This window comes from Thomasclavelia saccharogumia DSM 17460 (assembly GCF_000686665.1).
GTDB lineage: Bacteria > Bacillota_I > Bacilli_A > Erysipelotrichales > Coprobacillaceae > Thomasclavelia > Thomasclavelia saccharogumia.
Window position 1 is genome coordinate 1 of record NZ_JMLH01000007.1, and the last position, 26,666, is coordinate 26,666.

The following is a 26,666-nucleotide window of genomic DNA, read 5'->3' on the forward strand; positions in this document are numbered from 1 at the left end:
ATAACTAATTTAATTTGATAATATTTTATTCAAATTATTTTATGCCGAGAAAACTTATTTATAGTGGATATTCCTAAGTTATACTTTTTCATAAGCAAAATCTTCTTGATTTTGCTTGGTTTTAACGGTTCTTAGGAATTTGGCTCCACTGTAAATAAGGAAATTGGAATAAATTAATTTGATTGTTTGTGCCATTATATTTTGCTATTTTTTACTAATTAGCTCATATCTTTTACTTCTGTTATCCAATTTAATTTGCCAAAAATTTGTTAAAATAAAATGCTAATCAACAGTCATAAATAAGTTATCTTTCATTTTATCCCTCCTTCCTATTGACCTATTTATCGGTCAATTTACATGTATTATAACATCACTTTTCTATAATATCAATATTTTTGAACTTATTTTAGTTCATTTTTATATACTTTTTGAACTATATTTGATATAATCATATTGCATTATTCATAATTTTAGATTATACAAGGAGGTGTGAGCTTATGTCATTTGGATCTCAATTAAGACGTATACGTAAGTTCAAAGGGTTAGACCAAGCAGAACTTGGTAAACGTATTGGTTTATCTGATAAGTCTGCATATGCAACAATTTCACAATACGAACGTGGAGCCAAGAAACCCAGAAATAAAGAAACAATTTATAAGCTTGCTGATGCATTAGGTGTATCTCCATTTATGTTAGAAGAACCTGATATAGAACATGGAGAAAAAGTCATACATACTTTATTTTGGCTTGCAATAACTTACGGTTTGGAAATTGATGAATTAGACGGTCAACCTATTTTTCGTTTTAATCAAAACAAATTCGGTGTTGTGCAAAATGATGTCCTACAGGATCAATTGCAAGATTGGCTAGAAATTGCAAAGAAAGAGAGAACAGGACTTTTTGCAACTGTAAAACTTTATGACTGGATGTTAAGTTATCCAATCACAGAGAACAATTTTATTTCAAAAGAACTTAACGAATTTGAATTTGATACAATTGAAGAACTTGAAAAAGCATATTACAAAGCATTACATAAAAAATATAGTTCTGAGATCAAAGTGGAAGATAAAGATTAATCTTCCTTTTTTCTTACCTCCTTACCATACTTGATATTTTATAAATATCAATTTATTTAAGATAAATAGTCAAGTGATGTTATAGTGTGTATCAAAAGTGTATCATTTAAACTTCAATAAACAAAAAAAGCTCGATTTAATCGAACTTTTCTCTATTTACTATACTATTCAAACTCTATTGTCCCTGGTGGTTTTGAAGTAATATCATACATTACTCTGTTTACCCCACGAACCTCATTTATAATTCTAGACATAACTTTATTTAATACTTCATATGGGATTTGAGCTGCTTCAGCAGTCATGAAATCAATTGTATTAACTGCACGTAATGCAACAGCATAATCATACGTTCTTTCATCACCCATAACACCTACAGAACGCATATTTGTTAAGGCTGCAAAATATTGACCAATCGATCTATCTAAACCAGCTTTAGCAATCTCTTCTCTATAGATTGCATCAGCATCTTGAACGATTTTAACTTTTTCACCAGTAACTTCACCAATAATTCTGATTCCAAGTCCCGGTCCTGGGAAAGGTTGTCTAAAGACTAAATATTCAGGAATACCTAATTCTAACCCAACTTTACGAACTTCGTCTTTGAAAAGATCACGTAATGGTTCAATGATTTCTTTAAAATCTACAGCATCAGGTAATCCGCCCACATTATGATGAGATTTAATTACTGCTGATTCTCCACCTAAGCCGCTTTCAACAACATCTGGATAAATAGTTCCTTGAACTAAGAAATCTACAGCTCCGATCTTTTTAGCTTCTTCTTCAAAAACACGAATAAATTCTTCACCAATAATTTTACGTTTAGCTTCTGGTTCTGTAACGCCTTTTAATTTTGCATAATATCTTTCTTGAGCATTAACACGAATAAAGTTTAAATCATATTGCCCTTCTGGTCCAAATACAGCTTCTACCTCATCACCTTCATTTTTACGAAGTAATCCATGATCAACAAAAACGCAAGTTAATTGATTCCCAATTGCTTTAGATAATAATACTGCTGCAACAGAAGAATCAACACCACCAGATAAAGCACATAATACTTTACCATTACCGACTCTTTCTCTAATCGCTTTGATTTGCTCTTCAACAAATGAATCCATGCGCCAGTCACCACTACAATTACATACATCTAAAACAAAGTTAGATAAAATATTTTTTCCATATTCAGTATGTAATACTTCTGGATGGAACTGAATTGCATATAACTTTTGATCAGCATTTTCACAAGAAGCTACCGGACAATCTTTTGTATAAGAAGTGATTTTAAAACCTGGTCCAATCTTAGAAATATAATCGAAATGACTCATCCAGCAAATCGATTCTTCAGGAACCCCTTTAAATAACTTAGAATCTTTATCACTTATGATTAAATTAGATTTACCATATTCTCTAACATCAGCTCTTTCAACTTTACCACCCAAAATATGCTGCATCAACTGCGCCCCATAACATAAACCTAATACTGGAATTCCTAATTCAAATAATTCCTTTTTATATGTTGGAGAATCTTCCAAATAACAGCTGTTAGGACCACCAGTTAAGATAATTCCTTTAGGATTCATTTCTTTGATCTTTTCAATATTCGTTTTATAAGAATAGATTTCACAATAAACATTACATTCACGAACCCTACGAGCTACTAATTGATTATATTGACCACCAAAATCAATAACAATGACCAACTCTCTTTTCACGCATCTTCCTCCTTAAAATTCAATATCTTTTAAAACAACAGTCTGTTCACGATCAGGTCCTACTGAAAACATGACAACTGGACAATGAACCAACTCTTCAATTCTTCTAATATATTTTTGACAATTTACAGGTAATTCTTCAAATGATTTAACATTTGTAATATCTTCCTGCCATCCTGGCATTTCTTCATATACTGGTTCTACTGATTCAATTCCTTTTACAGTCGCTGGTAAACCATGAATGATCTTACCATTATATTTATAAGCAGTACAGATCTTAAGGGTTTCAAAACCACTTAAAACATCTAATAACATCAAACTAATTCCTGTTAAAGAAGACATTCTTCTTGATTGATTTACTACAACCGCATCAAACCATCCTGTTCTTCTTGCTCTTTGGGTTACTGTTCCATATTCATGACCACGTTCACGAATTAAATCACCAGTTTCATCAAACAATTCTGTTGGAAAAGGTCCGGCACCAACTCTTGTTGTATATGATTTAATAATTCCAATTGCTTCTTTAATATATAAAGGTCCAATTCCTGCCCCTTCACATACACCATTAGCGCCTGGATGAGAACTTGTAACATATGGATATGTTCCATAATCAATATCAAGCATTGCTCCTTGAGCCCCTTCAAATAAAACTTTTTTATCGGCTTGTAAATATTCATCGATCAACATTCCGGTATCACAAACCATCGGTGCAATAACTTTAGCGTATTCTTTATATTCTTCAAAAATACCTTCAACTGTAAATTTCCCTTCTAATTCAGGATATTCCATCACTTTCATTGGGAAAGTTTCTTTCAATCTTTCTAAAAACAATTCTTCATCAATAAACTCACCCATCCGAATACCAATACGACTATATTTATCAATATAAGTAGGTCCAATTCCTCTTTTTGTTGTACCAATGCTATTAGCCCCTTTACGCGTTTCTTGAATAGCATCGATTTCCAAATGATATGGTAAAATCACATGACAACGATCACTTATTTTAATTTTACTAGTATCAATTCCCGCATCCTCTAAATACTTAACTTCTTCTAAAAAGGCTTTAGGATTAACAACCATTCCATTACCCATAATAACTTCATGACCACTAAAAATACCAGAAGGAATCAATTTCAAAGCAAATTTCTTGCCATCATAAACAATCGTATGCCCAGCATTATTTCCACCAGCATAACGAACTACAACATCAGCTTTTTGAGCAAGATAATCAGTAACCTTTCCTTTACCTTCATCTCCCCACATACTTCCTACTACGACTACTCCAGCCATCAAATTCACACCTTTCTTATTTACTATTACATTATATACAATTAAACAACAAATTGCATCAATAATATAACAGTTTGACTAACTTCCTTAATCATTATATTATAGAGTTAGTCATTAGTAAAATTAATATATCACAATTATGATATAAGGAGTGCTTATATGTATATCAAACTAGAACAATACAAAATATTTAATGAAGCTGCTACAACTTTATCCTTTTCCACAGCAGCTAGAAACTTATTTATCTCTCAATCTGCAGTATCCCAAACTATTAGCAGCATTGAAAAAGAATTACAAATTCAACTATTTGTCCGCAATTCTAAAGGAGTTACTTTAACCAAAGAAGGAAAATTACTGCATCAGCAAATCGATCAGGCTCTGGCCTTAATTACTGGAGTTGAAAACCAGCTTTCTAACTATCATGAATTAAAAGAAGGTGAATTGATCATTGGGGCTGGTGACACTTTTAGTGAATATTTTTTAACTGCTCATATCGTCAAATTTAAGCAGTTATATCCTGGTGTCAAAATTAAAGTTATTAATCGTACTAGTTTAGAAACACGCGAATTATTAAAATCCGATCAAATTGATATTGGCTTTTTAAATCTGCCAATTAAAGATGATTCCCTTGTAATCAAAGAATGTTTTCAAGTTCATGATATTTTCGTCTCTAAAAACTTAGATGATCATATTTATTCATTTGCTGAATTAGCTAATCAGCCCCTGATCTTATTAGAAAAATCATCAAATACAAGAAACCGTATCGATAACTATTTTGCTGAAAAAGGTCTGCTTTTAAAACCAACTATTGAATTAGGTGCTCATAACCTATTATTAGACTTCGCTCGAGCCGGCTTAGGCATTTCTTGTGTCATTAAAGAATTCTCACAAGATCTACTAAATCAAGGGATCGTTCATGAAATCAAGACTATTCAGCCCTTGCCTAAACGCAGTATTGGCTATGCTTATCCTAAAAGACGCAGCCGGTCTATTGCTACTAATAAGTTTATTGAATTAATTGCTAAAAATAACGATTAACTATAAGTTCAAAAAAGCCGCATTATTTAATATAATGCGACTCAAAAAAACTATTTTTTAACCCTTTAATCCTCTTGACTGACGATCCATATCCTCAATAACAATATCATAAATTTCTCCAAGAGTAGCACAGTACTCTAAGATCAACCATGGTTCATTAGTATGAAAATGAATTTTAATCAACTCATCATCACCAACCGCTAATAAACAATCACCTTTAAAATTTTTTGTAATATAATCATTAATTACATCTTCATCAAGATTTTCACCTTCAATTAATAATTGAGTATCATATCTAAATTCAAGCATTCATTTCTCCTTAATTATAACTCTGTTGTGTTAAAAACTGATATACCCGACTAATGATCCTTGATTCTAACTTACTGTATGATAAAGTCGGATCTTTTAATAACGGTACTTCAAAATAATCTTTACGATCTAAATATTCAAGTTTGATTTTAACGATCACACCTAAGCGATGATCTAAACAATCAATTGTCATTGTCAGTACTTCTTCACTATGATTTTCACCTAAACTAAAACCATCACGTAATTTAAATTTATCACAATTATAAATAATAAAATATGTTGGCATGATCTTAGCCAAAGCCTCTTTTAGATTAGGCTCTCTAATAATGTATTTACCAATTACAGCTTCGATCCTTTTTTTAATCGGTAGCATTTTTTCATCAGCAGCTTCCTTTGAACCAGCTTTACACCCAAGACGGATACGCACCGTTTCTTCTGAAGCATATAAAGCAATACTTACTTCGCTTTGCTGATTGATTAAATCTTCTAACACTTCATCAACCTTACTTTCGCCAATTCCCATAGTTAAAAAATCATAAGTATAGATAATATCTTTTTTATACTGACTTAAATAAGCTTTTAACACATGATCAACAACATATTTCATCTCTTTAGGGGGACCAGGTAAATTAACGATCATTTTATCATCTTGAGACATTACACAACCATTAGCAGTTCCAACTTCATTTTCTAAGACATAGCATCCTTTAGGAAAATAGGCCTGTTTAAAATTGTTTTCAGGAATTTCACCCCATGTAGTTACAAATCGACATTTCTCTGCAACCTTTTTTGCTTCATCTTCTAAATATACTAACTCCAATCCTAAATATTGAGCTGATAGTTCTTTAGTTAAATCATCCTGCGTTGGTCCTAAACCACCTGTTGTAATAACACAATCAGCCCCTCGTTTAAAAGCAATATCTAAACACTGTTTAAAGCGCTCAGGATTATCACCAACAGTAGTTTGAAAATAAACATTAAAACCTAAATCTTTACACATCTTTTGAATATATGCGGCATTGGTATTAACAATTTCACCAAGTAATAATTCTGTACCAACATTAATAATTTCTACATTCATGCATTATTCCTCCTAAAACGATATCTATATTATAAATAATTTTAACCATTTTTCCAGTCAAATAATCATTTTATATAAGATGATGTTATTTTCAAATACTAATATTACATATCTTTAACCTAAATTTAAATATTTATAACAAAAAAGAAATGGCGAACCATTTCTTATTTTCTAACTTCTTTAATTCTAGCAGCTTTACCTGATAATCCACGTAAGTAATGTAATTTAGCACGACGTACTTTACCAACTTTAACTACTTCAATATGATCAATGATTGGTGTATGAACTGGGAAAGTTCTTTCAACACCTACTTGGTATGAGATTTTTCTTACTGTAAATGTTTCAGAAATACCCCTACCTTTTCTTGCAATACAAACCCCTTCAAATAATTGGACACGGAATTTGTCACCTTCTTTAATTTTTACAAATACTTTTAATGTATCCCCTGCTTTGAATTGAGGAATATCATTTCTTAATTGTTTTTTAGTAATTTGTTCTACTAATTGTAAATTCATTTCTCTTCTCCTTCTCCAAAAATTGTCTTGAATGTTCATTCGATTAACCAGCGGAACATCTGCAGTCTCACGACTTTTTCATTATAAAGAAAACACTAGTAAAAATCAATCATTTTTTTCAATTTTTTTCATCATTTCTAAACTTTCTTCATCAAATTGATATGATCGTAATAAATCTGGTCTTTTTAAATAAGTTTTTTTAAGAGCCTGATATTTTCGCCATTTACGAATATTTTCATGATGCCCACTTAATAAAACAGCTGGTACTTCATTACCATCATAACATTGTGGTCTAGTATACTGAGGATACTCTAAAAGCCCCTGACTAAAAGAATCATCCTGATGACTATCTTCTTTGATTGCACCATCTAGTAATCTAATAACAGCATCACTTACGACCATGCTGCCAAGCTCGCCACCAGTTAAAACATAATCACCTATAGATATTTCCATATCAACATAATTTCTAATTCTTTCATCAAAACCTTCATAATGTCCACAAATAATAACTAGATGTTCCTGATGCGACAAATCAACCGCTAAGCCATGATTTAAAGTTGATCCCTGGGGCGACATTAAAATAACCATACTTTTATCACTGCAAATTGTCTTTAAACACTCAACTATTGGTTCACACATCAACACCATCCCTTGACCACCACCATAAGGGTAGTCATCAACATGTTTGTGTTTATCATTAGAAAATTCTCTAAAATCATGTAACGTTACTTTAACAAGCTCTTTATCAATAGCTCTTTTTATAATTGATGTATTTAGAAAACCTGTAAACATTTCAGGAAACAACGTCAAAATATCAATCTTCATCAATTAACCCTTTAATTAACTGAACTCTAATTATTTGATTATCTAAATCAACATCTTTAATAAAAGCATCGACATAAGGAATAGCCACATTTTTACCATGGTGATCAACATTCAATATATCATGACGTCCATTATCATAAATAGAAGTAACATTACCAATTAATTTACCTTCCAAACTTACTACTTGCAAACCAATCAAATCACTATAAAAATATTCATCCTCATCTAACAATTCATCATCTTTTAATCCATAAACAAATGAACCAACATATTTTTCAACTAAATTTATATCTTGATTATCTTTAAACGCCACCAAATAATTACCTTTATGAATTCTAGATGAAACGATCACAAACTCTAGATCCACGCCTTGATAACGAATATAAAGAGAATTACCTTTTTTAAATCTCACCGCACCAAAATCACTATTTGACCTTATTTTCAATTCACCTTTTAAGCCATGTTTTCCAATAATTTTTCCAACCTTAACTTTCTCCATCTTACCTCCAAAAAAATAGATGTGCTCAGCACATCTATCATTATTCATACGATTCAAACTTAATATCTAGTTTCTTATTAGTCTTACGACCAGCAACTGACATTAATTGTCTAATTGAATTAGCCATTGCTCCTTTACGTCCGATTAATCTAGCAATATCACTCTGTGCAGAATAAACATGTAAAACAACAACATTTTCTTCTAACGAAGGCAATTCACGAACTTCTAGATGTTCCTTATCCTCAACTAATTCAATTGCAATATCCTTAAGAATCTTAGCATAATCCATAATTACTTACCTAATTTTGAATCAGCAAATTTTTTCATAATTCCTTGTTTAGATAATAAGTTTCTAACTGTATCAGATGGTTGCGCACCATTATTTAACCATTTTAATACTTCTTCTTCTTTGATTGTAACTTGTGCAGGATCAGTACAAGGATTATAAGTTCCTAATAATTCAATAAAACGTCCATCTCTTGGAGCTCTTGAATCTGCTGCTACAATTCTATAGAAAGGAGCTTTTTTAGCACCCATTCTGATTAATCTTAATTTTACTGCCATTTATATTTCCTCCTAATTAATTTACTTGTACACTTTAACATAACATTTTAAAGGTGTCAAGCTTTTTTACTTGACACCTTATATATTTAATTGTTTTTTAGAAGAAAATATCTAAACATCCTATTAATCTTCTTTTCTTCTATAGCTTACTAAAGCTGCAGCCATACTTAACAATCCAACTCCCGCAAATACACCGATCATACTATCATCTCCGGTCTTGATACTTGCTGTTGTATCGCCTGCTTTGACTGAATTACTTGTTTTAACTTCTTCTAATCCTGCCATCGCTTTTGCTAATACATCTTTTGCATTATCTACTTCTTCTTGCGTTGCTTCTGGATCATCTAATACCGCTTTAGCTTCTTCTAAGGCATCTGCTAATACATTCCATGTTTTTGCACTATAATTTACGGCACTTAATGTCTCAGCTTTATTGATCAATCCTTGTAATAAATCCTTATTTGGTATCAATCTCAAGTCTAAGTATGCTTCAATCAATGTCTTATATGCTGCATCTACTTCTGCCTGTGTTGCTTCTGCATCATCTAATACCGCTTTAGCATTTGCCATTGGCTTAGCTAAGTTGGCAACACTTCCTTCTGTATATGGACTCTTATCTAAATTATTTACCATATCATATGCTTCTTGTAATTTTGTTTTATCTACTTTGATTACTAAATTATTCATCGCATCTTTTAAGTTATTTAACGCTTCGACTACATCAGCTTCTAAAGCATTTTCATCTGCTGCCACTTCTTTTGCGGCTTCTAAAGCTTCCTGTAATCCTGCCCATGAATCAGCTGTAAAATTATCTTCTTGATATTTTTCTGCTTCTTCAATTAATTCATTTAATGCTGTTTTATCACCTTTTACAAATTCTAACATATGCATAGCTTCAGCTAAACGATAGAATGATGTATTAACTGTTGTTTGATCTGCATTTGGATCAGCTAAAACAATTTCAGCTTCTGCCAATGCTTCATTGAATTCAGTTACTACTACAGGAATTACATTATCTAATGCACCTTGTTCTTTTAATTCATTAGCCATCTCAACGGCAATTTGTAAAGCTGTTTTATCTACTTTGATTACTTTAACCAAACCTTCAATCATAGTTTGCAAATTGTTATATGCTTCATCAACATCTTCTTGTAAAGCATTTTCATTTGCTACAACTTCTTTAGCTGTCTCTAATGCTGATTCATATGCTGCCCATGAATCAGCAGTATAATTTTCTTTTACATAATTTTCTGTCGAACTAATCAATGCCTCTAATTCACTCTTATCACCTTTTACAAATTCTAACATTTGCATTACTTTTGATAAACGTGTAAACGAAGCATCAACAGTTGCTTGATCCACACTGTCATCTGCCAAAATCAAAGTTGCCTCTTGTAATGCAGCTTTGAATTCATCAACAACAACTGGTACAACAGCTGCTAATTGTTCTTCAGTCACGTTATTAGCCATCTCCACTGCAATCGATAATGACTTTTTATTTATTTCTTCTTTATCCAAAAGTGAATCATAAGTTAATCCATATCCTCTAGGATAAACAATATTATCAGTATATGTGTTATTAGAATTATCAAATTCTGGAATATTAACAGGTAATTTTCCTGATGCTCCAAATGTTCCTAAAGCAACTTCGATTCCTGCAATAATATTAGGACCATATGCTGCCTTATCTGAAGTAATTCCACCAACTAATGCTTCAGTTACATCAACAGAAGAACCTTTACATCCATAAACAGCTAATATTGCATCAGCATTTGGATATAACTGCACATCATATGGTTTATCAACAGACATGATAATAGAAGTTTTATTATTTTCATGACAATAGTTTACATAATTATTTGGTGCTGCTGATAACCAGTGATCATAAGCCATTCTCGCCGCTGACGATACTTCAGAATTAATGATAACTGTATCAGCCCAATCTAATAATTCTTGAAGTTCATCATTGATTGTGGCATTTGCAAATCGATAAACTTTACACTCAGCACCATCAGGAACCAAACCTGCTTCTTTTGCCCGATTCCATGCCATTACCATTTGTGCTTTTTCATTGTTATAAGGACATAACATTAAAACTTTTGAATTTTCAGTAATACTTAAAGGTAATATATCATTTTCATTTTTGATAACTGTAACAGCCGCTGCTGCAATTTCTCGTTCTAATTCTCTATTTGCATCAGAACCAACTGTAGCCAAGGCTTTATCTAATGAATAATCATTAGCATCATAGTCTAAAATTCCTCTGTTTTCTTTAACTGTTAAAATTCTTGTAACAGCATCATCAAGTCGCGATTCAGGAATCTCACCACTTTCAACAGCCGCAACGACACCATCAATTATTGCATCTAAATCTTTTAAATCGTCTAAATTGTATAATGTACATGGCATACAAATCATATCAACACCAGCTGCAATTGCAACTTTAACAGCCTGTACTTGATCATAGATAGCTGAAACACCAGCCATATTCATTGCATCAGTACATACAATTCCTTCAAATCCCATTTCACCTTTTAATAAATCCGTCAAGATCTTTTTAGACATTGTTGCAGGTAGAGATTCTTCTTGACCTGTTTTATTTGAATAAATCTTAGTATCATCTAATTGTGGATATAAAATATGAGCTGTCATGATCATTTCAATACCTTGATCAATTGCAACTTCATATGGTTTTAATTCATTCTCCATTAATTCCTCTTTAGACTTATCAACTACAGGTAATCCATAATGAGAATCTGTTGCTGTATCACCATGTCCAGGGAAATGTTTAGCACAGCCAATAACATTATAATCCGCTAATCCTTTGATCGTTGCTGAAGCTAATGTTCCTACTAACTCAGCATCATCACTATATGAGCGAAGTCCGATAACAGGATTATTGGCATTATTATTAACATCAACAACAGGAGCCAAATTTGTATTGATTCCTAAAACACTCAATTCACTACCAATAATTTCTCCAGCTGCCTGTGCATATTCAACACTTCCTGTAGCTCCTAAAGCCATATTGCCAGGTAAAGCAGTTCCTGAACCTAAACGATAAACAGAACCCCCTTCTTGATCCGCACTAATGATTAATGGAATTCCGCCATCTTTAGTAGCAGCTTCTTGTAAAGCCTGTGATAACTCAAAAGATTGTTGTGTTTCAACGATGTTTTGAGCAAAATAAATAACTGCTCCAAAATCATAATCTTCAACAACTTTTTGGACCTGTGAATTCATTTTAGTAAATTCATTACCTGTTGTCTGCTCACCATCAGATAGATCCGTATCCCAATATCTAAAATCAACCATCAACATTTGCGTCACTTTTTGTCGCAATGTCATTTTAGCTAGTAACTCTTCCACTCTCGAAGAAGCAGCATTAACCGGTACCACAATGGATAAAATCATCGTCAGTGATAGAATACTAGCTAAAATCTTTCCCTTTTTCATCCTTATCTCCTCCATTCTACAAGCAAATTTAAAAGGGCCTGTACATATATTTTACCAACTCTTCAATCAATAGTCAAAAAAATAAGCTAAATACAAATAAAAATTTATCCAACAAAAAATAGCCTTAAAAGGCTATTAACAACAAATATTTTATTTTTTCTTTTTCTTTTTATGACGTACTTTTTTACGATTAGGGTTAAACGTATTAGGATTTTTAGGTTTACCATGCATTGGCATCCCTGTATTAGGATCAAAGTTACCTAGCATCTTCATCATTTTCTTAGATTCTTCAAACTGCTTCAATAAACGATTAATTGCCGCAACATCTTTACCGCATCCTTTCGCAATTCTTTCTTTACGCGATAAAGTAATAATACTAGGATCGCGACGTTCCTGTTTGGTCATCGAAAAAATAATTGATTCAGTTTCTTTTAATTTACGGTCAGAATCTTCGTCATTTAATTTAGGAATCTTAGGCATTCCAGGAATCATTTTTAAGACCCCAGAAAGTGGCCCTAGTTTTCTTAACTGCTGCATTTGTGAAAGCATATCATCAAGGCCAAATTGACCAGACTGCATTCTTTTATATGCTTTCATCGTATCTTTTTCATCGTATACGTCTTGAACTTTTTCTACTAATGAAACAACATCTCCCATCCCTAAAATACGATCCGCCATACGATCAGGATAGAATAAATCGATTGCATCTAATTTTTCACCAGTACCAATGAACTTGATTGGTACATGCGTAATATGTCTAATCGATAAAGCACCCCCACCACGAGAGTCCCCATCTAATTTTGTCAATACTGCCCCAGTAATATTTAACTGTTCATTGAATGAACTAGCAACGTTAACGATATCTTGCCCAGTAAGAGCATCAACTACTAATAAAATTTCATGAGGATGAGCAATTTCTTTAATATTTGATAACTCTTTCATTAATGGCTCGTCAATATGTAAACGACCAGCCGTATCAATAATAATTACATCATTATTATTTTCCCGCGCAAAGCGCATTGCTTCTTGTACGATTGACTCAGCTGACTGTGAAGTTCCTTTTTCATATACTGGAACATTTAGCTGTTCTCCTAATGTTTTCAACTGATCGACAGCTGCAGGACGATAAATATCAGCAGCTACCAATAATGGTTTTTTACCATGCTTTTTACTAATTAAATTAGCAATCTTACCAGCTGTAGTGGTTTTACCAGACCCCTGTAAACCAACCATCATGATAACTGTTGGTTTTTTATCAAAATCAATTGTCGCTACTGTTGTCCCTAATAATTCTACTAATTCATCATGGACGATCTTTACAACAACTTGACCTGGTTTTAATGACCCTAAAACGTCTTGTCCTAAAGCCTTCTCTTTAGTTGAAGCAATAAACTCTTTGACAACTTGAAAGTTAACATCTGCTTCCAATAATGCTAAACGAATCTCGGTTAGCATCTCTTCCATATTTTTTTCTGTTAAACGCCCTTGTCCAGAAACTTTCTTTAAAGTACTCTGCAGACGTTCTGATAATGAATCAAAAGCCATAAATACCCCTTTCTATATCTTCCTTAACAAATCTAAGTATTCTTCTATTTTTTTATGTTCACAAGACATATCATCTTCAATTCTTTGAATTAAGTCAAGTCTTTCTTGATGTTTTTTCAATAATTGTAACTTTTCTTCATAATTTTCTAATAAATGCACTGTCTTTTTCAAATTATCAAAAACTGCATTACGGCTAACATTCAAAGCCTCCGCAATCTCCGAAAGTGAATAATCATCATGATAATAGTAATCTAAATACATCTGTTGCTTCTCTGTTAATAAATCACTATAACAATCCATCAACAAATTTACCCGCTGCTTTTTCTCTAAACTAGACTCCATCATTATTCCTCAACTAGATTCTTACATAATCCATAAATATACTGATCTAGATCAAATTCTTGCAAATCATCAACCTTTTCACCTAAACCAATAAATTTAACCGGTATATTTAATTGATCTTTGATTGATAAAACAATTCCACCTTTAGCCGTTCCATCCATCTTTGTTAAAACTAGACCCGTTATATCAGTGATCTTTGAAAATTCAACTGCCTGACTAACACCATTTTGTCCTGTGGTAGCATCAATAACTAATAAAGTTTCATGTGGTGCATTAGGTACTTCACGTTTAATAATACGATTCATTTTCTCTAGTTCTTTCATTAAATTGACCTTATTTTGTAAGCGCCCTGCCGTATCGCAGATCAAAACATCGATATTTTTTTCTTTAGCTTGTTTTAAAGCATCAAAAACAACTGCTGAAGGGTCACCACCTTCACGCCCTTTAACGATTTCAACACCAACTCGACTAGCCCATACCGCCAATTGATCAATGGCTCCTGCTCTAAATGTATCGCCAGCAGCAACCATAACTTTTTTACCCTCATCTTTAACTATCCGATTTGCCAATTTGCCAATCGTTGTCGTCTTTCCAGCGCCATTGACACCAACCATTAAAATAACCGTTAAACCGTCATCAGCATAGTTTATCTTTGTTGTCATGACACTATCATTAGCATAAATAACAAACATTTTATCAACAATGATCTCATTGATTTCTTTAGGATCCGTAATATTTTGAATGCGGACTTCGTTCTTAATTTCTTCAACAATTTTCATCACCATCGAAACCCCAACGTCTGACATAATCAAAATATTTTCTAATTCTTCAAAATATTCATCATTGATTTCCCTAAATCTTGCAGCCAGTTCATTGATTCGATCGGAAAAAGTTGTATTAGACCGATCTAGCCCAGCGACATATTTTTCATTTTGTTTAGCTGATTTTCCGACAAATTTTTCTTTAACTTTACTAAAAAATCCCATTTCAAACCCTCCTAACTTGGATCAGATAAATCGATCGCTTCTTCTAATTTAACACTAACCAACTTCGTAACTCCTTTTTGCTGCATCGTTGCACCATATAAAAGATCACATTCTTCCATCGTTCCTTCACGATGCGTTACAACAATAAATTGCGTTGTTCCAGAAAATTCTTTTAGATATTTCGCAAATCTTTCAACGTTTGCAATATCTAATGCTGCTTCAACCTCATCTAAAATACACATTGGTATCGGTCTAACTCGCAAAATTGCAAATAGACACGAAATAGCGATCAAAGCTTTCTCACCACCTGAAAATAGTGAAATATTTTGGACTGCCTTACCAGGTGGCTGAACATCGATATCAATTCCTGTTTCTAAAATATTAGTCGGATCACTATATTTTATTTTAGCCTTTCCGCCTCCAAATAAACTTCTAAATACAGTATTAAATTCTTCATTAATTTTTTCAAAAGTTTCTGAAAAACGTTCGATCATGATCTCATCCATCTCTTTTATAGCCTCTAAAATACTATCTTGAGCCTGTAATAAATCAATTCGCTGACGATTCATGTTTTCATAACGTTCACTTACAGTTTTATACTCTTCGATGGCATCAATATTAACATTCCCTAATCTACTGATCTTAGTTCTTAATTCGTATACTTCTAATTTTGCCTGTTCAACATCAATTTCTTCTTGATACTGTTCAACGGCATATTCATAAGTCATCCGATATTCATCATTCAACCGTGTTAAATGATTACTAAGCAATGTTTCCAATTTTGTCGCTTTAATAGCATTAGCGTTAACTTCACTTTGCACCTCTTTTAAATCTTTACGATATTCGCGAAGTTCTACTTCTAAAGCTTCATTTTGATTTACATAAGACATTCTAAGTTCCCGCTTTGATTTAATTTCTTCAGTCAAATCATCACGATATTTAACAGCTTCATTTAACTGATTGATCAATTTACTTTCTGTCTTACCAGTAGCAAAATCTTCTAATTCAACGCTTTGATCAGCTAATGACTCATATTCAGATTTTGCTTTGATCAGCTCTTCGCGTTTACCTTGAACAACTACTTCCAATTTAGCATAGGCCATCTGTTTTTGTAACAAAGCATGTGAAATTTCTTTGATCTCATTATCTAAAACATTATATTCATTTCTTTTTTTAGCATAATCTTTTTCTTGATTTTCTAAAGTAATAGCAACTTCTTCAAGTTCTCTTTTTTGCACCAATGATGATTTTTGACGATTAAAACTCCCTCCTGTCAAAGATCCACCAACATTGACGATATCACCGTCAAGTGACACGATTTTATATCGAGCAAAAGTTGCTTTACTGATTTCATTAGCACAATCAATGTCTTTAGCAATGATAATATTACCTAACTGATTTAAAACAACACTTTCAATTTTATCATCATAACTAACAAAATCACTTGCTAGACCAAGATAACCATCCATCGTCTTACTAACGATCAAATGTTCTTCCCGAACACTGCGCGGTTTCATTGTATTTACTGGTAAAAATGTTGCTCGTCCAGCTTTGTTATCACGTAAAAACTTGATTGTATCACGAGCTGTTAGATCATCAGTTGTGACAATGAATTCAATTGCTCCAGCTAATGCTGAAGAAATCGCCAGTTCGTATCCTTCATTTGTAGTAATTAAATCACCTAAAACACCAATAATATTTTTATTGCTTTTGGCAAGTGATAGTACTGTTTTGATGCCGTGATGATAATTAGATTTGTTTTCAACCGCATCGATCAAGATCTCTTTTTTTGATTTATTTTTGTTGATCTCACTAGTAAGATAATCAATATCTTCCTTTAATTTAGTCAATCGATTATTGCGATTTTCCTGATTTTCAATGATCTCGTTTAATTCTTTTTCAGTATTTTCTAATCGTTCAACACGATCGTTATATTCATTGACAATATCACTTAAAATAGCTTTCATATTAGCAATGCTTTCTTGGAGATTTTCTTTACTTAATGTTTCTAAAGCATGCTTTCTTTTTTGATCAATTTCTACTTTAGCTGTTTCTAACTTAGAAACATTAGATACAGCCTCTAACAGCTTTGTTTGTAAAACATTTATTTCTTGATCTAAAACAAACATTTTCTTTTTGATCTTATCATTACTATCCTCTTTTAACTGGATATCTGTTTCTAATGATACTTGTCGTTCATTTAAATCTTTAATACTTTTACTAAATTCATCTAATGATTTTTTAGCATTACTTATCTCACGGATCAAAACATTTACCTCGATCGAAGTTAAGCGCTCTTTTAAAGTCAAATACTTTTCAGCTTTTTCTTTTTGTCTCTTTAAAGGACCAACCTGTTTTTCCAATTCGACAACAATATCACCAATTCTTTCAAGATTCTCTTTAGTTCTTTCTAATTTACGAATCGATTCTAACTTCCGCTTTTTATATTTAGAAACACCAGCTGCTTCTTCAAAAATGCCCCTTCTTTCTTCTGGTTTACTATCAGCAAAACTCGAAATATTTCCTTGCGAAATAATTGATAAAGAATCTCTTCCTAAACCGGTATCCATGATCAAATCCACAATATCTTTTAAACGACACTGCTGTTTATTGATCAAATATTCAGCTTCATTATTTTGACGATAAAGTCGTCTGGTAATTTCAACTTCATTATAATCATATTTCATAAAACGATCACTATTATCAAAGACTAAAGTTACTTCAGCTAAATTTTGGGCTCGACGATCTTCACTTCCAGCAAAAATAACATCTGTCATATTTGATCCCCGCAATGATTTTACTGATTGTTCTCCCAGTACCCATCTAACGGCATCTGAAATATTTGATTTACCACAGCCATTAGGCCCTACGATTCCCGTGATTCCTGGCTGAAATTCTATATTAACTTTATCGGCAAATGATTTAAAACCATGCAATTCAATTCTTTTTAAATACATTTATACCCTCTTTTCATTATCTTAAAATTACCGTTCCATCTTTAAAAGCATCAACGATTGCCAAAGATTCTATCCGATATCCTTTTTCTTCAATTAATTTACGACCATCCTGAAACCCTTTTTCAATTACGATTCCAACTCCAGCAACGTTTGCCTTTGCCTGATCAATAATATTGATCAATCCTAAAACAGCTTGTCCATTTGCCAAGAAATCATCAATGATTAAAATATTATCATCTTCACTAAGATATTTTTTACTAACGATTGCATCATAATCGATTCCTTTGGTAAATGAATGAACTTTAGCTGTGTATAAGTGGGTACTAGTTGTTTTAGCTGTACCTTTTTTAGCAAAGACTACTGGCACATCATCAAATTCAAAAGCAGTAGCTAAAGCAATTCCGATTCCTGAAGCTTCAATTGTTAAAATTTTATTTATCTTGACATCTTTAAAACGTTCTTTAAACTCTTTAGCAATTTTCCGATATAACGAACAGTCTATTTGATGATTCAAAAAACTATCAACTCTTAAAATATCCGGCATAATCACATTTCCATCTTTTAAAATTCTCTGTTTTAATAAATCCATCTTTAATCCTTCCTATTTAACGATAATTTTTCTTTTAGATCAAAAGATTTTCTCTCACTTGGTAATTTAACAATAAAAGTAGATCCAACATCAACCTGTGAGATAACATCTATCTTACCATGATGCAAATCAATTATTGATTTAACGATGGAAAGCCCTAGACCATTACCTTCAACAGAACGAGCTTTTTCTTCACGATAAAAACGTTCAAAAATATGTGAAATAACTTCTTTTGACATTCCATGACCAGTATCTTCAATAGAGACTTCAACATCACGAGATGTCTTTTTGATTCCGATCGTAATCAACCCGCCTTTATCGGTATATTTAATAGCATTAGATATAATATTGATCCAAACCTGCTCTAAACGCTGCTCATCACCGTATACCATAATATTTTTCCGGGGTTTTTCAAATACAATTTCAATATCTTTTAAAATAGCCTGATTTTCTTGAGTTGAAATAACTCTTGTCAATTGATCAACAATTGAAAAAGTTGTAAATTCCAAATCAACTTCTTCTCGTTCCAACAACGTCAACTGCAACATATTTTTAGATAATGTCGAAAGACGTTTAGAATGAAATAAAATAATATCAGCATATTTTTGTCGCTGCTCTTTGGGCAGATCTTCTTCTTTTAAGATATTGGCAAAGCCCTGAATGGCCGTTAAAGGCGTCTGAAATTCATGAGAAATATCTGAGATGAATTTTTGTCGCGTCTCTTCCTGTTTAGCAAGCTGCTGTGCCATTTGATTAAATCCCTGGTTTAAACGCGAAATCTCGTCATCACCAACGTAATTCACTCTAACATTATAATTCCCTTTTGATAATTCTTTAGTCGCATTAGTTAAACGAGTAATCGGTTTAACTATAATATCAGCAATAGCGATAAAAACAATATTTCCTGATAAAAACACACATCCTAAAATCAATACTGCCGAATTTGCAAAAATTCCCTTTTCATAACTCGTATCTTTTTGGACATATACATATACATCCATATCTTTTATATTAGTTTTACTGCCATACGATTGGATATTTTTACGGACATCGTAATAACCATTTTTACTATTATCATAATAATATTTTGTCATCGTTTCTTTAGAGGGTGAATATTTACCATCACCATATGCATAATAGCCATAGTTTGGTGAGAACAATGTAATATTGACCTCGGAACTAATCGCATATTGATTCATAATATCATTAATATTATCATCATCTAAACTATTTAAAATTCCTACTACATATTCACTCGTCGCATTAAGTTCACTTTTAGCCATATCTTCAATTTGATCATAATTACTTCTCAAAGCAACATATCCAGCAACTGAAAAACTAAAAATGATCGTAATTAAAAAGCCGCAAATCAACTTTCCATAAATTGATTTCATCATTCAACTTCTACCTTATACCCTAGACCTCTTACCGTGACAACTTTAAATCCTGGTAAATGTCCTAAGTTTTCACGAATCCGCTTAATATGAACATCTACCGTTCGATCAAAGCCATCGTAGTCCATTCCCCATATTTTTTCAATCAACTGCTCTCTACTAAATATTTGATCAGGATGTTTAGCTAATTCAAAAACTAATTCAAATTGTTTCAATGGCAAATGAATCGTTTCATCAAGATAACGAATTTCATATTTTTCACCATCAAATTCGACATCATTCAATTTAATAATATTTGATGTATTGACACTATATCTTTTCAATACCGCTCTTACACGCGCCATCAATTCCGTTGGATCAAATGGTTTAACTACATAATCATCAGCCCCAACTGAAAAGCCTCTCAGTTTATCTTTACTTTCACCCTTAGCAGTCAACATAATTACCGGAACATCTTTAAACTCCTTTAAGTTTTCAACTAACTCAAAGCCATCCATTACCGGCATCATCACATCAATAATTCCTAAATCAATATATTCATTTTCAAAGATTTCTAAAGCTTCTTCACCATTACTAGCTTCCAGCATTTCAAAACCTTCTTTATTTAAATAAAAACCAATTAATTCCCTAATATCTTTTTCATCATCAACTACCAGTACTCTTGGTTTCATCATCAACACCTCGATTCATTGTAAGATTATAACATAATTTATTTTGTAAATATAGTCAAACCCCCAGCAAAAAAGCAGAAAACTACAGTTTTCTGCCTAATTAAAATCAATTGAAGTAATTACTTCGCTGTCATCTTTACTATTAACAAACTCAATCGTTACGATATCACCTGTTTTAGCAAGAGGAAAACGATCACTTAAACTAATATCACCAATAAAAACCGTCTCACTACCTTCAATCTTAAAATAATACGTACTATTTCCATCAACTACAGCCTCACTTATTGCACTAATAGCACCCGTTAATTTATTTGTTTCAAAATCACCAGTATCGGCTTTTTTTCCATTAGATTCAAGCAAAGCATAATATGCCTGTTCAGCCTGAGCTACACTATCGCCAGTAGCAACGATCTGATAATTTTCAACACTAACAAAAGCGTATTTTTTAACTAAATTAGCATCATCTTTTAATGATAAGAAGTATGTTGGCTGCCCTCCAGCATTGATCAAGATCGGGAAAGTAGCTTTATACTTAAGATTTTGGACTTGGCCCTCAGCCGATGACATTGCCGAATATTCTTCAGCTCCAGAAATATTATAATATTTACTTTCTTTAGTTCTTAAATTGATCATTGCAAAGCCGACATTTGAAGCATCTTTAGATACTGAAGTCAAGCCTGTATATAAATAAACATCATCATTGATAGCTACATAGTTATAACCATCAGTAGGCTGTAAAACGCCTTTTTGAGAAAGCAAAGTATTAAAATAACCATTAGTGTATTTTCCATAATTTTCTAACTGCGTCAATACGAGATCAGCAGGATAAACACGATCGACCCATTCTGGAACCTTTTTAATATCATAATATTTATGATCGCCATCGATTGCATTAACAAGTACAGCCCCAGTAATATCCTTACCACCAAAAACACCGATCTTATACTCATATACTGGAGCAATCCAATATGGTATGCCATCATCATCAATTTCAAAAGCCAGTGTATCGAACATCAAAGTAGGATAATTAGCTCGTAAATGACGCTCGATCTTTCTACCAAAATGCTCTGATTTAGAATATTTCATTCCTTCTTTTAACTTAACAACTTCAGATTCCTGACTAACCATATTAACTCTAATATAAGCAGGCAAGCCATCACTGCGATTAGTAAACCATTTAATTAAATCACTATATTCAAGTGGTGTAACCCGATAAGGATTATCATCATAATTAATCTGTTCATATGATTCATCGACATCAAATTGGGAAACATAATCTACCATCTCACCCATTTTACGATCGCCCAATTTAATGGCACTATCACGATCAACAACGGGAATCGACTGATAAGAAATCGTCTTATTATCATCGTAAAAATCTGCTTTTTTATCAAGGGTCAACTGTTTTTGATAACTTTTAGCGTTAAAGACTGGTGAACTAACAAAGGTTCCTCCAGCTACATAAATTACTAAAATACCCACTAAAATTAAACTATACTTAATAATTTTATTAAAACCGCGACTTAAAACAGAATAGATTCCAATAAAAATAAGTAATAAAAAACAAAAATAAATAATAAACTGCAAAGAACGAAAATTTAAGGGAATCAATAATAGATATTCACTGATCAATCCTACTATTAATGTTATGATCAAGGCTTTAATAAAAGCTCCTTTACTCGGTTCATTGACAATATTTTGTTGTCGATGAGTTGTAAATCCCTCAACAAAATTGGCAAATATTTCATTTAATTTATTCATTTATAAGCTCCTTTAAATCTTCAATTAATTTTGGCAGCATCTCGATAGAATTTAATTTTGCTCCACTGGCTAGAGCATGACCACCACCATTATACTTTTTAGCTACTTCATTAACAGCAAAATCTCGAGATCGAATACTAACTCGCCAATTATTATCAGCGACATTTTCCGTTATTGCTAGCCAAATTTTATATTCGATAACACCTGATAAAACATTAACAAAATCTGATCCTCGTTCTCTACTGATTCCTAGTTTTTTCAAATCATCATTTGTTAAAACATAATAAGCAACACCGCCATCAAATTTATAATTATTTAAAATAAACTTATTAACTTCTAATTCTTTAGCATTTTTTAAATAAATGCGATTATATAATTCTACAATATCGATTCCCGTCTTTAACAGCGCACTAGCAGCTTCAAAAGTTCTAACATCAGTATTTTGATATAAAAATCTTGCTGTATCGCCAACGATTCCCAAATACAAAGCGGCAGCGCCATCTTGAGATATTTTTAAAACATCATTATCTTTATATAAGCGACTCACTAATTGACTCGCTGAACTAGCTGTACTATCTTCATAGTTTATAACACCATAGCTATCAACAACGATGTGATGATCGATTTTAATAAGTTCTTTACATCTTTGATAATTTTCATCATCGATTCTTTCCCTATTAGCAGTATCTAAAACTATTCCTAATACAGCATTATTATAATCAACTTCATTATAATTAACAGCAACGGTATACTTTCCTACTAATTCTGAGCTAAAATCACCACAAACATAAATTTTTTTATCTGGATATGTGGTTTTAATTATATCATACATACCAAACTGACTTCCAAAAGCATCAAAGTCAGGATTTACATGGCGGTAGATAGCAATATAATCATACGCTTCTATCTTCTCAATAATTTCTTTATCCATTTTCTCACTCCTTAATTACATATGACTATAACACATTTTTATATAAAGATAAACAAAAAGGATTTTTTGCCTTATTTTATTATGATGGATGTTTGACTACAGTATAATATTATTATCATTCTTTGTTTAAAAATACAGTTAAATAAGAAAGTTATGGGAATTTGGACTTTAGAATAACAGTAAGAAATAAAACTGTTATTTTGCCTTGCAGATCAAAAATCAGATTAGAAAGATAAATAAAATCTTAAAGATGAATTCAATCAAATAAATCAACTTGTCTCTAACTACTGAATATATTTTTTCAAACCAGCAAACATCCTGCCATTTGTACTAATATTAAAGAAACTGCAAAATTATTATAGATTTTATAAACGAACACTAGTTAGAATTACAAAAAGGAAGCATTGAACTGTTCAATGCCTCTTTTTTCGTCTACTTTACTAAATATATTTACTTGCTTCTTTTATACTTAACTTATCCATTTTATCTTTATATTTACTAATAAAATTTCTGACCCAATCAGGATTTGTTTTAGAATAATCCCTTAAACTCCAGCCAATAGCCTTATTAATAAAAAATTCATCACTACCAAAATTATTAACTATTATTTGTTCTAATAATTCTATATTTGTTTTTTCTTTTCGACACAATTGATGATCGATTGCCAGTCTTCTGATCCAAAAATCCTCATCCTTAGACCATTTTAACATTAGATCATCAACGCGATTATCTCGCAAACCTATTTTTCCAATAACTTTATCTAAAAAATCTATCGTATCCCACCACTGTTTTGATTTAAGATATTTCTTTATTTTAAAAATATCTTCATAAGTTAAATATCTTATCATAGCATTTAAATAATCACATACAAGATATTGAAATTCGCGATGTTCATCTTCATAACATTTATCTAAAAAATCCCAATCTATTATTTTATTTTTCTTTTCATCTTTGAGAAAACTTTTATATATTTCTTTTCTTTTAGGCGTTGGAAGTCCATAAAACTTGAACTTGTTACGCATATATTTTGCCATTATAAGAGCATTTTCTTTATCTTCCCTATTTTCAAACATTGCCCTTATTTCTAAATATTTATCCATGATCAGCCTCCCTATAAAATATCATCGCTATTATAAAAGGTTATTGAACAATTTCAATAACCTTTATTGACTATAGTCCTAAAATATTTACTGTATCTCGAGCAATCATCACTTCTTCATTAGTTGGAATTACGTACACTTCCACCTGAGAAAATTGATTTGAAATCACACGATTTTCTTTGCTTCTTACTTCATTTGCTTTTTCATCCAAGAAAACTCCTAAAGCACGTGAAATATTATCAATGATCAAACGACGCAAATAAGCAGCATTTTCGCCAACTCCAGCTGTAAATGCAATCGCATCAACACCACCCATTTCGACAAAATAGCTTCCAATATATTTTGAAACGATTCTTGCATATAATAAACTAGTTAATAAAGCACGTTCATCACCATCTTTAAATAAAGCATTTTCAATATCCCGTGAATCTGAAGAGATTCCAGAAATACCTAACATTCCTGATTTCTTATTATAAATATCTAATACTTCATCAGGTGTCTTATTTAATTTTTTACATAAATAAGGCATGATTGAAGGATCCACATCACCACAGCGAGTTCCCATCATAACTCCAGCTAAAGGTGTAAAGCCCATTGAAGTATCAATACATACGCCATCTTGAACAGCTGAAATACTAGCGCCATTTCCTAAGTGACAAACAATAATTCTTGAATGTTTAGGATTACCTAACATCTCATTAGCGACTTGAGAAACATATTTATGGCTCGTACCATGAGCTCCATATTTACGCACTTTTAAATCTTCATAATACTCTAAAGGTAAAGGATATAAATATCTTTCTCGATCTAATGTTTGATGGAATGCTGTATCAAAAACAAAAACATGTTCTACGCCTGGTAAAGCTTCTTTAAAAGCATTATAACCAATGATATGAGCTGGATTGTGAAGCGGTGCTAATTCAGCTAATTCTTCAACCTTACGAACAACATCATCATCTACTTTTACCGAGTCACTAAAATATTCACCACCGTGAACGATTCGATGTCCACAAGCATCGATTTCATCTAAACTATTTACTACTTTTTGATCTACTAATGCTTCTAATAATAACTGTACTGCCACACTATGATCTTTGATTGGGCATTCTTTAGTGTATTTTTCACCATTATATTTCATTTCAAAGTTACCTTGTTCTAGACCTATTCTTTCAACTATTCCAGAAGTAATAACTTCTTCACTTGGCATATTAATTAACTGGAATTTCAAAGAAGAACTTCCTGCATTTATAGCCATTACTTTTACCATCTATAATTCCTCCTTAGTTCTGTCATCTTTTATATTGTACCTAAATTATTGAGCAAACTCAACATTTTTTTAGAAGCGCTTTCAAATTTTAAATTTATTTTATTTTTCTTGACAATTTAAAACCCTAGTCTTGCTAGGGTTTTAAAATAATTATTTTGATTGATTGTAATTAGATGAACTCATTTGAGATTGTCCCATGGCAACTAATCTTTTTGTGATTTCGCCACCAACAGAACCATTCGCACGAGCAGTTGTATCAGGACCTAAATTAACGCCAAATTCGTTTGCAATTTCATACTTCATTTGATCAATTGCATTTTGAGCTCCAGGAACAACTAATTTGTTTCTGCTAGAGTTACTTTGTGACATATATTTTCACCTCCTGACACAATTATTTTGTGTTATTAATTTTAAATTATGCATTTTAATTTAAAATTTTAACTAAACTAACTAAAAGCTTAGCTAAATTAACTATAACGATTTGATGAACTCAAATAAGTTCATCAAAAATATTAATTATTAAATACGGATAAAATGTGCAAATTATAATGAAAAAGTTATACTTTTGTCTGTGAAAATTATACATTTTATAACTTTTTTGGGAAATTTTTAAAAGTAAATAAATTCTTATATCTTTTATTATATATTATCCTAAAAAATAAAATTTACTTCTTTTTTATATGTAATATAAATAAAGCATCTAATTTTTAAGCTACTTATATTTATTAATTTTCCTGATAAATAAAGCTCTTATAGAT

General features: G+C 31.8%; 24 protein-coding genes. 2 read left to right on the forward strand and 22 right to left on the reverse strand.

Going from position 1 to position 26,666, the window contains the following annotated elements:
- Positions 1 to 497: 497 nt before the first annotated feature.
- On the forward strand, positions 498 to 1,076 hold the full coding sequence (locus tag BR82_RS0103195; RefSeq protein ID WP_027088994.1) for a helix-turn-helix domain-containing protein: 579 nt from the start codon (positions 498 to 500) through the stop codon (positions 1,074 to 1,076).
- A 164-nt stretch (positions 1,077 to 1,240) separates the two neighbouring features.
- Here BR82_RS0103195 and guaA read toward each other — a convergent pair whose 3' ends face one another.
- Positions 1,241 to 2,788 (reverse strand): glutamine-hydrolyzing GMP synthase, encoded by a 1,548-nt coding sequence (gene guaA / locus BR82_RS0103200; RefSeq protein WP_027088995.1) that lies wholly within the window; start codon positions 2,786 to 2,788, stop codon positions 1,241 to 1,243.
- Positions 2,789 to 2,800: 12 nt separating this feature from the next.
- On the reverse strand, positions 2,801 to 4,078 hold the full coding sequence (locus BR82_RS0103205; RefSeq protein WP_027088996.1) for an adenylosuccinate synthase: 1,278 nt from the start codon (positions 4,076 to 4,078) through the stop codon (positions 2,801 to 2,803).
- A 159-nt stretch (positions 4,079 to 4,237) separates the two neighbouring features.
- Between BR82_RS0103205 and BR82_RS0103210 the strand changes: the two genes are divergently transcribed.
- Positions 4,238 to 5,116, forward strand: a complete 879-nt coding sequence (locus BR82_RS0103210; RefSeq protein ID WP_027088997.1) for a LysR family transcriptional regulator — start codon at positions 4,238 to 4,240, stop codon at positions 5,114 to 5,116.
- Positions 5,117 to 5,173: 57 nt separating this feature from the next.
- Here the strand turns inward: BR82_RS0103210 and BR82_RS0103215 are convergent, their stop codons facing one another.
- From BR82_RS0103215 to BR82_RS0103310, 20 genes are all read right to left on the reverse strand, one after another.
- On the reverse strand, positions 5,174 to 5,425 hold the full coding sequence (locus BR82_RS0103215; RefSeq protein ID WP_024720806.1) for a hypothetical protein: 252 nt from the start codon (positions 5,423 to 5,425) through the stop codon (positions 5,174 to 5,176).
- A 10-nt stretch (positions 5,426 to 5,435) separates the two neighbouring features.
- A complete protein-coding gene (locus BR82_RS0103220; RefSeq protein ID WP_027088998.1) occupies positions 5,436 to 6,506 on the reverse strand; it encodes a competence/damage-inducible protein A in 1,071 nt (356 codons plus the stop codon).
- Positions 6,507 to 6,670: 164 nt separating this feature from the next.
- Positions 6,671 to 7,021, reverse strand: a complete 351-nt coding sequence (rplS, locus tag BR82_RS0103225; protein ID WP_027088999.1) for a 50S ribosomal protein L19 — start codon at positions 7,019 to 7,021, stop codon at positions 6,671 to 6,673.
- A 105-nt stretch (positions 7,022 to 7,126) separates the two neighbouring features.
- Positions 7,127 to 7,846: a tRNA (guanosine(37)-N1)-methyltransferase TrmD gene (gene trmD / locus BR82_RS0103230; RefSeq protein ID WP_024720809.1), complete on the reverse strand. Its 720-nt coding sequence runs from the start codon at positions 7,844 to 7,846 to the stop codon at positions 7,127 to 7,129.
- Positions 7,836 to 8,345, reverse strand: coding sequence for a ribosome maturation factor RimM (gene rimM / locus BR82_RS0103235; protein WP_024720810.1), 510 nt, complete (start codon positions 8,343 to 8,345; stop codon positions 7,836 to 7,838). The genes trmD and rimM overlap by 11 nt, the downstream gene beginning before the upstream one ends.
- 40 nt (positions 8,346 to 8,385) lie before the next feature.
- Positions 8,386 to 8,634: a KH domain-containing protein gene (locus BR82_RS0103240; RefSeq protein WP_024720811.1), complete on the reverse strand. Its 249-nt coding sequence runs from the start codon at positions 8,632 to 8,634 to the stop codon at positions 8,386 to 8,388.
- Between the two features lie 2 nt (positions 8,635 to 8,636).
- Positions 8,637 to 8,909 (reverse strand): 30S ribosomal protein S16, encoded by a 273-nt coding sequence (gene rpsP / locus BR82_RS0103245; RefSeq protein ID WP_027089000.1) that lies wholly within the window; start codon positions 8,907 to 8,909, stop codon positions 8,637 to 8,639.
- Between the two features lie 123 nt (positions 8,910 to 9,032).
- Entirely contained in the window at positions 9,033 to 12,365 is a 3,333-nt protein-coding gene (locus tag BR82_RS0103250) for a glycoside hydrolase family 3 N-terminal domain-containing protein (RefSeq protein WP_051592727.1), read from the reverse strand.
- A gap of 150 nt (positions 12,366 to 12,515) precedes the next feature.
- Complete coding sequence (ffh, locus tag BR82_RS0103255) at positions 12,516 to 13,910, reverse strand: signal recognition particle protein (protein ID WP_027089002.1); 1,395 nt, start codon at positions 13,908 to 13,910, stop codon at positions 12,516 to 12,518.
- A gap of 12 nt (positions 13,911 to 13,922) precedes the next feature.
- Positions 13,923 to 14,252 (reverse strand): YlxM family DNA-binding protein, encoded by a 330-nt coding sequence (gene ylxM, locus BR82_RS0103260; protein ID WP_027089003.1) that lies wholly within the window; start codon positions 14,250 to 14,252, stop codon positions 13,923 to 13,925.
- A 2-nt stretch (positions 14,253 to 14,254) separates the two neighbouring features.
- A complete protein-coding gene (gene ftsY, locus BR82_RS0103265) occupies positions 14,255 to 15,238 on the reverse strand; it encodes a signal recognition particle-docking protein FtsY (RefSeq protein ID WP_027089004.1) in 984 nt (327 codons plus the stop codon).
- 11 nt (positions 15,239 to 15,249) lie between these two features.
- Positions 15,250 to 18,195, reverse strand: coding sequence for a chromosome segregation protein SMC (locus tag BR82_RS0103270; protein ID WP_027089005.1), 2,946 nt, complete (start codon positions 18,193 to 18,195; stop codon positions 15,250 to 15,252).
- A gap of 16 nt (positions 18,196 to 18,211) precedes the next feature.
- Positions 18,212 to 18,784, reverse strand: a complete 573-nt coding sequence (locus BR82_RS0103275) for a xanthine phosphoribosyltransferase (protein WP_027089006.1) — start codon at positions 18,782 to 18,784, stop codon at positions 18,212 to 18,214.
- Positions 18,785 to 18,786: 2 nt separating this feature from the next.
- Positions 18,787 to 20,181 carry a sensor histidine kinase gene (locus BR82_RS0103280; protein WP_027089007.1) on the reverse strand — a complete coding sequence of 465 codons (1,395 nt, stop codon included), beginning with the start codon at positions 20,179 to 20,181 and terminating at the stop codon, positions 18,787 to 18,789.
- A complete protein-coding gene (locus BR82_RS0103285; RefSeq protein ID WP_027089008.1) occupies positions 20,178 to 20,849 on the reverse strand; it encodes a response regulator transcription factor in 672 nt (223 codons plus the stop codon). The genes BR82_RS0103280 and BR82_RS0103285 overlap by 4 nt, the downstream gene beginning before the upstream one ends.
- 96 nt (positions 20,850 to 20,945) lie before the next feature.
- Complete coding sequence (locus BR82_RS0103290) at positions 20,946 to 22,610, reverse strand: LysO family transporter (protein ID WP_027089009.1); 1,665 nt, start codon at positions 22,608 to 22,610, stop codon at positions 20,946 to 20,948.
- The gene (locus tag BR82_RS0103295) at positions 22,603 to 23,541 is read right to left on the reverse strand and encodes a DHH family phosphoesterase (protein WP_027089010.1); all 939 of its coding nucleotides are present in this window, start codon (positions 23,539 to 23,541) and stop codon (positions 22,603 to 22,605) included. Before BR82_RS0103295 ends, BR82_RS0103290 begins: the two co-directional genes overlap by 8 nt.
- Before the next feature lie 440 nt (positions 23,542 to 23,981).
- Complete coding sequence (locus tag BR82_RS0103300) at positions 23,982 to 24,641, reverse strand: DNA alkylation repair protein (RefSeq protein ID WP_027089011.1); 660 nt, start codon at positions 24,639 to 24,641, stop codon at positions 23,982 to 23,984.
- 70 nt (positions 24,642 to 24,711) lie between these two features.
- Positions 24,712 to 25,908: an acetate/propionate family kinase gene (locus BR82_RS0103305; protein ID WP_027089012.1), complete on the reverse strand. Its 1,197-nt coding sequence runs from the start codon at positions 25,906 to 25,908 to the stop codon at positions 24,712 to 24,714.
- 150 nt (positions 25,909 to 26,058) lie between these two features.
- Positions 26,059 to 26,277, reverse strand: a complete 219-nt coding sequence (locus BR82_RS0103310; protein WP_024720827.1) for an alpha/beta-type small acid-soluble spore protein — start codon at positions 26,275 to 26,277, stop codon at positions 26,059 to 26,061.
- Positions 26,278 to 26,666: the final 389 nt, after the last annotated feature.